General features: G+C 62.9%; 11 protein-coding genes and 2 pseudogenes. 1 reads left to right on the top strand and 12 read right to left on the bottom strand.

The annotated features are described in order from the left end of the window. A pseudogene (locus tag AC1DUU_RS12720) lies at nt 1-202 on the bottom strand (hypothetical protein); the annotation flags it as partial. Nucleotides 203-433: 231 nt separating this feature from the next. On the opposite strand from AC1DUU_RS12720, the gene AC1DUU_RS12725 reads away from it, so the two are divergent. Beyond that, a complete protein-coding gene (locus tag AC1DUU_RS12725) occupies nt 434-658 on the top strand; it encodes a hypothetical protein (RefSeq protein ID WP_476783783.1) in 225 nt (74 codons plus the stop codon). 211 nt (nt 659-869) lie between these two features. Here the strand turns inward: AC1DUU_RS12725 and AC1DUU_RS12730 are convergent, their stop codons facing one another. The 11 genes and pseudogenes from AC1DUU_RS12730 to AC1DUU_RS12780 form a co-directional block, all read right to left on the bottom strand. After that, nucleotides 870-1,094 (bottom strand): hypothetical protein, encoded by a 225-nt coding sequence (locus AC1DUU_RS12730; protein ID WP_476783784.1) that lies wholly within the window; start codon nt 1,092-1,094, stop codon nt 870-872. 139 nt (nt 1,095-1,233) lie between these two features. Beyond that, complete coding sequence (locus AC1DUU_RS12735) at nt 1,234-1,443, bottom strand: cold-shock protein (protein WP_476783785.1); 210 nt, start codon at nt 1,441-1,443, stop codon at nt 1,234-1,236. 452 nt (nt 1,444-1,895) lie between these two features. Continuing rightward, nucleotides 1,896-2,717 (bottom strand): IclR family transcriptional regulator, encoded by an 822-nt coding sequence (locus AC1DUU_RS12740; protein ID WP_476783786.1) that lies wholly within the window; start codon nt 2,715-2,717, stop codon nt 1,896-1,898. Nucleotides 2,718-2,774: 57 nt separating this feature from the next. Beyond that, complete coding sequence (locus AC1DUU_RS12745) at nt 2,775-3,998, bottom strand: aminotransferase class V-fold PLP-dependent enzyme (RefSeq protein ID WP_476783787.1); 1,224 nt, start codon at nt 3,996-3,998, stop codon at nt 2,775-2,777. Between the two features lie 11 nt (nt 3,999-4,009). Then, nucleotides 4,010-4,501, bottom strand: a complete 492-nt coding sequence (locus tag AC1DUU_RS12750) for a RidA family protein (RefSeq protein ID WP_476783788.1) — start codon at nt 4,499-4,501, stop codon at nt 4,010-4,012. A gap of 13 nt (nt 4,502-4,514) precedes the next feature. Continuing rightward, nucleotides 4,515-5,492, bottom strand: a complete 978-nt coding sequence (locus tag AC1DUU_RS12755) for an ABC transporter ATP-binding protein (protein WP_476783789.1) — start codon at nt 5,490-5,492, stop codon at nt 4,515-4,517. An 8-nt stretch (nt 5,493-5,500) separates the two neighbouring features. Beyond that, nucleotides 5,501-6,508, bottom strand: coding sequence for an ABC transporter ATP-binding protein (locus AC1DUU_RS12760; protein WP_476783793.1), 1,008 nt, complete (start codon nt 6,506-6,508; stop codon nt 5,501-5,503). Nucleotides 6,509-6,516: 8 nt separating this feature from the next. Continuing rightward, a complete protein-coding gene (locus AC1DUU_RS12765) occupies nt 6,517-7,740 on the bottom strand; it encodes an amidohydrolase/deacetylase family metallohydrolase (protein WP_476783790.1) in 1,224 nt (407 codons plus the stop codon). Nucleotides 7,741-7,746: 6 nt separating this feature from the next. Further along, nucleotides 7,747-8,610 (bottom strand): ABC transporter permease, encoded by an 864-nt coding sequence (locus AC1DUU_RS12770; RefSeq protein ID WP_476783791.1) that lies wholly within the window; start codon nt 8,608-8,610, stop codon nt 7,747-7,749. Next, nucleotides 8,610-9,551, bottom strand: a complete 942-nt coding sequence (locus AC1DUU_RS12775; protein WP_476783792.1) for an ABC transporter permease — start codon at nt 9,549-9,551, stop codon at nt 8,610-8,612. Before AC1DUU_RS12775 ends, AC1DUU_RS12770 begins: the two co-directional genes overlap by 1 nt. Nucleotides 9,552-9,699: 148 nt before the next feature. Continuing rightward, nucleotides 9,700-10,120 (bottom strand): annotated as a pseudogene (locus AC1DUU_RS12780) (ABC transporter substrate-binding protein); the annotation flags it as partial.

Below are 10,120 nucleotides of genomic sequence, written 5' to 3' on the forward strand. Positions count from 1 at the left end.
GCGTGATCTCCCTCCTTGTGGGGGAGATGGCCGGCAGGCCAGAGGGGGGTGCGAAGGAACGAGACGGCTCAGAGACATCGACTTCTGCTTTCAGGGCAAAAGAATGTGCCAACCGTGGGAAGGTCTTCCACGTTCTGGCTTGCAGAAACAGCGTTTTCTGAGCGCGGCAACCGAACGATTGCGGCAGCGCCGCGAAGGTCACAGATCGCCACGCCGAGACGCCGTGCGATTTTAAAAACCATCGGCTAACCAAGTCTTCGAAGCCCCTGCCGGCGTCGGGTCGAAATACGGCATCTGCCGTATGCCCAAGTCGGAAGTTTGCGGGCATTTCAGTATGCGACCGCGTTTTGGCGCAGGCGTGGTCCGGCACCAAGCGAGAAGCGGTGCCCTCCCGCGCCTTTGATGGCCAGGTGGTCGATGAAAAGGAGGCTAAATGATGAAGACGTTTGTTGCAGCGGCGCTGGTGTCGCTGATGATCACGCCGGCGGCATTTGCCGCTGCACCGGTGGTGGCAAAGACCGCCGCCAAGCCTGCGCTCAGCAGCCAGGCGACGCCAGGCGGGGCTATCTTGCTGGTAAAGGGGGGCAACAAGCCCGGCAACGGCAGCGCCTCGAAGAGTGGTGCTTCGAACAAAAAGTCGAAATTCGACTTAAACTGAAACTTGGTGGGATTCTTGGCCGAGCCCGATTTTTGCCGATACCCGGCTTCAACCGGCTGCCATGTGGACCCTTGGTTCGAGCCGCTTCTCCATGTGGCCTGGCGGCAAACCGCCGACCACAATGCACCGGCGCAAAGATCGGAATCGACTTTCGGATGGCACAATGCAGCCAAGCAAGACGTGGAGCGCCTTGCGTCCCTAGGGATGAGTTCTAACGTTTGACAACGGTCTTGGTACGAGCGGATGAGGAGCTGGCGGCAAGGTCGCTGGCTTCTTTTTCTTTGCGCAAAGCGCGCAGCCGCAAGGTCTTCTCATCGCGCTCCTGAACAACCGCGTCGATCTCGGAGATGATGCGGTTGCGGGCGAGAGACTGCGATTGCGTCTTGCCAAAGGCCGACTCTGCCTGCTCTCGAGCCTTGCTCTGGGACTGGGTCATGTTTGTTATCCCTGCTGTTTCGAAAAGAGGCCTGATCGCTGTCACGAAAAAGGCCAGGCAAACTGCCTGGCCTTCGTTGGTAGTCGCGCCCTAAGACGGTGCCAGTACATCCGTGGTCACCGAAGGGCACAAATCCCGTTCAGGCAGCGCGCAGCTGGCCTGCGGACATCTTGCCCGACTTGTTGTCGCGTTCCATCTCGTAGCCGATCTTCTGGCCTTCGACGATTTCGCGCATGCCGGCCCGCTCGACAGCGGAGATGTGGACGAACACGTCCGCGCCGCCATCATCAGGCTGAATGAAGCCGAAGCCCTTGGTAGCATTGAACCATTTCACTGTGCCAGTGGTCATGACAAACCCCTTTCGTGGCAATATTAATCGACCGCCATGCGACTGCACGGCGGGTTACATCGCGATTTTATTTGAAGGGAAGTTCGTCGACGCACAGTGTCATTGTGCAATAACAAAAATCAAACAAGCAAATATCGACAAATATTAGATAGCTTCTCCAGGCGGCAATGTCAATTTTATTATTCTATCCACCATGAGCACGACGCTGACGATCGAAAAATCGCTATCCATTTAACGAGGCCGCGAAGGCTGTTTGGACAAGTCGGGCCAACTCTGATCCGACGGCGTGCCACGCTCGACTGGCCCCCTGGAACTCGATCCCGGGGAACTGGTTTTCGCAAAAAGATCATGCTGCCAAAAAGGATAGGGTCGCATTCCGATTCAATCGGAATGAAACTGGCCCCAGACGGGGAGGTGGCCGGATAAGTGCGCCACCTGGCAAGGGCAAACTGTCATTGCGACCGACTGGACTGCCAGCCGAGCCGCGCCTCGATGCGTCGAGCGCTTGCCTTCACCAGCGCGATCAGGTCGGGGTTCTTCTGTCTCAGCTTGATGTCAGGCACGACGATCGAGATCGTCGCGCGGCAGGCGCCCTGGTTGTCGCAGACCGGAGCGGCAATGCAGGCCACGGAGAAATCGGACTCGCCGGCCTGGATCGACAGGCCCTCTTCCAATGCGGCCGCAGCAGTTTTGGCCAGGACGTCCTTGTCGGTTTCGGCGCGGCCTGTTGGCGAGACTGTTGCCGAGCGGGCGAATATCTCGCGGCGCTCGGCTTCCGGCAGATGGCCGATCAGCATGCGGCCCGACGCAGTCCAGTTGAGCGGGCTGCGCGTGCCGACGCGCGAGGTGACTTGGAAATGGTCCTTGCCCTCCTGCATGGCAAGGACGACCATCTGGTCGCCGTCGCGGCCGCAAATCTGGATCGTTTCGCCCGAATTCGAGGCAAGCTCGTGCATCTCCTGGACCGCCACGTTGAGCAGGTCGAGCGTGCGGGCATAGGTCAGGCCGTAGTGATAGAGGCGTGGTCCAAGCCACAACAGGCCGCCATCGTGGCGGTCGAGCAGCTCCTTCTCGACGAGGTCGTCGACGATCACGTAGATCGTCGACAGCGGTGCCCCGATGTCGCGGGCGATTTCGTAAGCCGTTGCCGGCCGCTCCGCTATCTGCAGATAATCGAGAATCTGCAGTGCCCGGTCGATGCCGCTGGTGCGCGAGCGGCGCGGTTCAGCGCTGCCGGCGGGGCTATCGTCTTGCTTTGCAACAGTTTTCGGCATGGGAATCCAGAATTTGTGTCGAAAGCATTGTAGGGTGTCCGCACGCGCGCGAACAGGTCAATCCGGCCATTTGAGGATCGCAGCCTCGCGCGCCAGCAGCCTTTCATCGAACGGCGTGGCGATGATCTCGTTGGAGCCGCACGCGCGGTCAAGTTCCTCGGCAAGCCGCTCCGCCACGACGAATTCCTCACCAGGATGCAGGTTGCAGGGATCGAGATAGAAATAGCCGTGTTCGACCTCATGGTCGCGCACGATCACCGGACGGTCCCCGGTCCCCATCCTGTCGGCCAGGTCCCAGGCCGTGATGCGAGCTTCAGCCGGATTGACCGAAATCATCAGCCGATCGAGCGGATTGTTGGTCGGATCCGCAGTGATCGTGGCGGTGATGCCGGCCCTTCCATCCAGTGCCTCGACCCAGCAGTCGAGGGCCTTCCGCTCGCGGGCACGAATACCGTCATGGTCGCGGGTCTTCCAGGCCTGAAGGGCGGCCAGCGTGCCGACGATGCCTTCCTTGCCGACCTTCATGCCGCGGCCGATGCCACGGTTCTGCAGGTAGACGTCGCGCACCTTTTCCTTTGGCCCGGCGACGATGCCGGAGGTGGGGCCGCCGAGGAATTTGTGGCCGGAATAGAGCACCAGATCGGCGCCATCGGCGAGGAAGCCGGCCAGATCATATTCGGATGCCGCATCGACGATGACAGGCACGCCGCGTTCATGGGCGATGGCGGCGAACACCTTCAGTGGGATCTGCCCGTAGTCGACGACGTGATGCGATACGACATAGACCGCGCATGCGGTACGATCGGTGATGGCGCCGCGCAGCTGGTAGGCCGAGGCGCTCGTCGCCTGGCCGACCGGCACGACCTTGGCACCGGTGAGGCGGATCGCCTGATCGACCGGCGCGCCGTAGCTCACCAAATGGCCGGACTGGATGAGCACCTCGTCCTTGAGGCCGGTCGTGTCTGGCAGGYGTTCGATCGCGGCGAGGTCGGGCCCGGTCATGGCGGCCGCAACCGCGAGACTGATCGCTGCCGAGCAGGAAGCGGTGATGAAGCCTGCTTCAGCACCGGTCAGGTCGGCGATCACGGCACTGGCGCGGCGCTGCAGATCGCCGAGCTCGACGAATTCGCTGAGGATCGCCGAGACAGCCTCGACGGCCTGCGGCACCACGATCGATGCGCCAAGCGAGGTCATGGTGCCGGAGACGTTGATCACCGGCCTCAAGCCGAGGCGGCTGCGGATATCGTCTTTCGGCGTGGCGTTCTTGTTTTGAATATTCATCTCATGAAACCTTAATCAATCGCCACGATGGCTTCGATTTCCACGGTGATCTGGCCGGGCAGGGAGCCGTGGCCCACCGCCGAGCGCGCGTGGACGCCGCTTTGCCCGAACACTTCGATGAAGAGATCGGAGCAGCCGTTGATCACCGAGGGATGATCGGCGAAGTCGGGCGTCGCATTGACCATGCCGAGCAGCTTTACCACACGCCGCACGCGGTTGAGATCGCCAAGAGCGGCCTGCATGACGGCGATCAAATTGATGCCTGTCAGCCGTGCATGCCCATAGGCTGCTTCCACGTTCACATCGGCGCCGACCTTGCCGGTATGCAGGCGGCCGTCGCCTTCGGTCGGACCCTGGCCGGACAAGAACAGAAGCTTGCCCTCCTGCACATGGGTAACGAAATTGGCGATCGGCGGTGGCGCTCCTGGAAGCGTAATTCCAAGCGCCTTGAGCCGGTCGTAGGGCGTGTTTTCCGGACGCTTCAAAGCCTCGGAAAAGGTCATATGCGTACTCCAGTCAGGCAGTTGGTTCGCTGTGGCGGATACAGGCCACATGGTGCCCGCCACCGACATGCTCGACCGGCGGGATGATTTCGGCGCAGGCGGCGATCGCTTCCGGGCAGCGGGTGCGGAAGACGCAGCCCGACGGCGGGTTGATCGGGCTCGGGATGTCGCCCTGCAAGGGAACATGGGTACGGCGGCGCGTCGGATCGGGCACCGGTGCGGTTGCAAGCAGCGCCCTGGTGTAGGGGTGGCGGGGGGCCGCGTAGACGGTTTTGCTCGGGCCGCGCTCCATGRCGCGGCCGAGATACATCACCACGACCTCGTCGCAGAGATATTCGACAACCGACAGGTCGTGCGCGATGAACAGCAGCGTCAGCCCGAGCTTCTTTTGCAATTCGCCGAGCAGGTTGAGCACCTGCGCTTGCACCGACACGTCGAGTGCGGAGACCGGCTCGTCGGCGACGACGAATTCCGGCTCCACCGCAAGTGCACGCGCAATGCCGATGCGCTGACGCTGGCCGCCGGAGAATTCATGCGGATAACGTGTGGCGTGGTCCGGCGACAGGCCGACAAGCGTCAAAAGTTCGGCGATGCGCTCAGCGCGCGCCTTGCCGCGCGGAAAACCGCGCGCGTCGAGCGCCTCGCTGATGATCGCTGAAATGCGCATGCGCGGGTTGAGGCTGGAGAACGGGTCCTGGAAGACGATCTGGAGGCGCTGGCGATAGGCGCGCATCTCGCGGGGCGACAGCGTGAACAGGTCGACGCCGTCGAAGATCRCCTTGCCGCCAGTGGGCTCGACAAGCCGCAGCACCGAGCGGCCCGCCGTCGTCTTGCCTGAGCCGGATTCGCCGACCAGACCAACCGTCGAACCGCGCCAGACATCGAAACTGACGTCTTCGACGGCATGGACGATACGGCCGTTGCGGGCCGGGAAATGCTTGGTCAGGCCCTGGACGCTGAGCAGCGGCTTGGCGTCTTGGGATTCTGGCATGGGGACGCTCATAATTCGGCGCTCCTGATGCAACGCGAGAAGCCGGCGCGCCCGGCGGTGACCAGCGCCGGCGGCGCTGCGCGGCAGGCCTCAACCGCATATTCGCAACGCGGCTCGAAGGCGCAGCCCGGCGGAAGCGATGTGATCGGCGGGACGCTGCCGGGGATCGAATAAAGCGCATGGCGCTCGCCTGACGCATCGATATCGCGCGCGGCATTCGGCGTGCAGGCGAGCAGGCCCTTGGTATAGGGATGCCGCTGATGGGCAAAAAGGTCGTTGACCGGCGCCTGTTCGACGACGCGGCCGCCATACATGACGACGACGTCATGGGCGATTTCGGCGACGACGCCGAGATTGTGGGTGATGAACAGGATCGACATGCCGAACTCGGCCTGCAGGCGGCGCAGAAGATCGAGGATCTGGGCCTGGATGGTGACGTCGAGTGCTGTTGTCGGCTCGTCGGCGATCAACAGCGAAGGGCTGCAGGCCAGTGCCATGGCAATCATCACGCGCTGGCGCATGCCGCCGGACATCTGGTGGGGGTAGTCGTCGAGACGCGAGGCCGCGTCCGGTATCTCGACATGCTTCAGCATGGCGAGCGCCCGGCTGCGCGCTTCCCGCCGGTTGACGGGCTCGTGCAGCGCGATCATCTCGCCGATCTGGTCGCCGACAGTGTAGAGCGGGTTGAGGCTGGTCATCGGCTCCTGGAAGATCATGGCGATCTCCTTGCCGCGGATCTTGCGGAACTCCTTCGGTGCGAAGGCGGCCAGGTCGTGCACCTGTTCCTTGCGGTCGCGGAACAGGACCTTGCCGCCGGCGATCGCGCCCGGCTTCGACAAAAGCCCCATGATCGACAGGCTGGTCACCGATTTTCCGGACCCGGATTCGCCGACCACGGCCAGTGTCTGGCCGCGCTTGAGGTCGAAGGTCACGCCGTCGACAGCCTTGGCCGTGAAGCGCTTGGTCACGAACCAGGTCTTCAAATCCTGTACGGACATGATGGTGTCGGGCGCGATCTCTCCGGTCATGAATTCCATCCGCAATGAGGACAGGCGTGTGGCTCGGTGCCGCCGCGCGCCGGCGGCATGTAGCGATGCGCGACGACRGGCTCGGCACCGAGGATGGCGTGGCGCGGCTCGAACATGCGGTGCAAAGTGCTGGTGGCCCCTTGCGAATCCTTCACGGTCACGTCGGCGTCGACGACGTCGAACAGCGTGAATTCGGCCGGCTTGCCCTTTTCCAGYAGCCCGTCTGCTGCCAGCCCGATGGCGCGGCGCGGCGCCGTCGTCGAGGCGGTCACCACGTCTTCCATCTTCATGCCGAGCGACAGCAGCTTCGACATCGTCGTTGCCATGTCCCACACCGAGCGGTCGATCGAGCGGTTGTGCAGGTCGGTCGAGATAGTCTTCGGCGGCAGGCCGCGCTCGAGCGCGGCCTTGGCGACGTCGAAGGAGAACGAGGCGCCGCCATGGCCGACATCGAGCACGATGCCGCGCGCGGCTGCCTGTTCGGCCAGCCGGTAGAGGTCTTCGTCCTCGAGGATCGAGCTGCCGGCCTTGCCGTTGAAGCAGTGGGTGACGATGTCGCCTTCGGTGAGCAGGCCGAGCACGTCGTCGTATAGGGGCGGCGGCTCGCCGACATGCACCATGATCGGCAGCTTGAGGATGCGGCCGAGCTTCTTGCCGAGCTTGACCGGTGTCAGGTCCCAGCCGCCTGTTATGACATGGCTGGCGCGTATCTTCAGCCCGACGATGACATCGCGGTTGGCTTCGACGGTGGCGATGATGCGGTCGAAGTCGATCGAACGTATGTCGCTCAGTTCGCTGACCCGGTTGCAGGCGACCAGCCCGATCGAGCCGAGATTGAGGAAGGCGTAGATGTTTTCTTGGGCCGGCTCGATGATGAATTCGCGCAGGCCGTGGAAATTGGCTTCGCCGGCCGAACCGGCATCGACCATGGTGGTGACGCCGTGTGCTGCGCCGCATTGCGCGGGTCTCAGCGAAATGTCGGTGCCGCCATACCAGACATGGACGTGGATGTCGGTCCATCCCGGCGACATCCAGGCGCCCTTGGCGTCGAGCGTGCGGGCATCGTCACTGGCGGCGATCGATCCGCCGATATCGGCGATGCGCCCGTCCGTGCCGATCAGGATATCGACAGGCTGGTCGAATGCCTTGCCGAAGCCGATGGGCTTCGCACCCTTGATGAGCAGTGGCCGTTCGGCCTTGGGGAAACGATTGCCGATCATGTCGCTCTAGATGTCCTTTGCCAGGCGCGGGTCGAGGAGGTCGCGCAGCCCGTCGCCGACCAGTTGCAGCGACAGAACGGTGATGACGATGGCGCCGCCGGGATACATCATGATCCACGGCGCCTGATCCATATATTGGCGGCCGACGCTGATCATGGTGCCCCAGGTCGGAACATCGGGCGAAATGCCGACGCCGAGGAAAGAGAGGCCAGCTTCCGCCAGAATGGCGTTGGCGAAGATGAAGGTGCCCTGGACCAGAAGCGGCGAGGTGACGTTGCGCAGCACGTGGCGCACCAGGATCACCGGCGTCGGCACGCCAAGCGCGCGTGCCGCCTCGACATAGGGCAGTTCGCGGATGACCAAAGTCGAGGCCCGCACGACACGCGCCAGGCGCGGTGCGTAGACGATGCCGAGCGCGATGATGACATTGGTGGCGGAAGCACCCAGTGCCGCGACCAGCGCGATGGCGAGCAGGATATCCGGGAAGGCCATCATGGCGTCGATGAGGCGGGAGACCGGCGCGTCCGCCTTGCGGAAGAAACCGGACGTGAGCCCCAGAACGATGCCGATGACCGAGGCCAGCACGACCACGGCGAAGCCGACTGAGAGCGAAACCTGCGCCGCATAGAGCATGCGGGTGAAGACGTCGCGGCCGAGATCGTCGGTGCCGAACAGGAACTGCAAGCTGGGCGCATGCAGCCGGTTGGCGATCGACAGCTTGGTCGACGAATAGGGCGCGATCAGGGGTGCCAGGATCGCCGCGGCCGCAAGAATGGCGAGGACGATGAGGCCGATCAGCGAGGTCCGCCGGGTGATCAGGCGTGACAGCAGGCCGGGTTCAACCTGCAATGGAGTGGAGATCGCGGCCATCAGTAGCGCACCCTTGGGTCGACCAGCAGATAGAGCATGTCGATGCCGAAATTCACCAGAACATAGAGCCCGGCGATCACCAGCAGCGCGCCCTGGATGACGGGATAGTCGCGGCGCAGCACGGCTGAAACAACGAGATTGCCGACGCCCGGCAGGCCGAACACCGTCTCGGTCACCACCGCACCGGAGATCAGCAGTGCCGCGGTCAGCCCGAGCACGGTGAGGATCGGGATCAGGGCGTTTTTGAAGGCATGTTTCAGCACGACGCGCCACTCGCTCATGCCTTTGGAGCGGGCGGTGCGGACGTAGTCGTCATTCAGCACGTCGAGCATCGAGGCGCGGGTGAAGCGGGTGATCAGCGCCGAGCTGACGAGGCCGAGCGCCAATGCCGGCAGCACCAGATGGTTGAGTCGCTCGCCGAGCGAGGCGCCTGGCCCACCATAACCCGAGGTGTTGAACCAGCCGAGTTTCACGGCGAAAAACTGCATCAGCAAAAGGCCAAGCCAGAAGCTAGGAATGCTGGCGGCAAACATGGCGACGGTCGTTGCCACCTGGTCGAAAATCGAGCCGCGCCAGTAGGCCGACAGAATACCGACCGGCAGTGCGATAGCGGTGGCGATCAACAGCGAAAAGATGGTCAGGAAGAAGGTCGGTTCGGCGCGCTGTGCAAGTGCTTCGGTGACCGGCTGGTTGAGGAAGATCGACTGGCCGAAATCGCCCTGCACAACACCGAAGACGTAGTGCCCGAACTGTTCGACAATGGAGCCGTCGAGACCGAGCTTGGTGCGCAGTTCTGCGATATCCGCGGCGGTGGCCTCGGGGCCAAGCATGACAGCGGCGGGATCGCCGGGCGTCACGCGGACGATGACAAAGACGATCGTCACGACGATCGCCATAACGACGATCATGCCGAACAGTCTGTTGATGATCGAACGCAGCATTGTCTTTTCACGTCCTGGCTTCGATTACATTTCTGGCGGCAACGACGTGGCTCTTCCTCTCCCCCTTCGAACGGGGGGAGAGGTGGCGGCAAACGGCCGGAGAGGGAGCAACATCAGGCCGCCAGCTTTCGACGGCAGTGGAAGTCCGTCACTTGGCTTCGAGATAAGCATTCCAGAAGTAGGGCCACGGGGCCGGCGTCACACCCTTCAGATTGGGTGCCTGGGCGGCGAGCGCGTTGAAATTGCCGACCTTGAAGGCAGGAACCTCGTCGTAGACGACCTGCTGCACGGCTGGCCACAAGGCGAGACGCTTTGCCGGGTCGGATTCCGCGTTGAAAGCGCCGAGAACCTCACGCTTCTTGTCGGAAACCCACCAGCCTGGCGCTGTATCGGACATGAAACCGGTCAAAGATGGCTCGGGCAGGAACGGGCTGTGGGTGATGTAGATGTCCCACAAGGCCGCATCGGTGCGGTTCTTGGTCAGAGTTGCCCATTCGACCACATCCAGCTGCACCTTGAAGCCCGCGGCCTTCAGATATTCTGCTGCGACCTGCGCCAGCTTGTAGTGG

This window comes from Aminobacter sp. P4_H6_2, assembly GCF_056400805.1.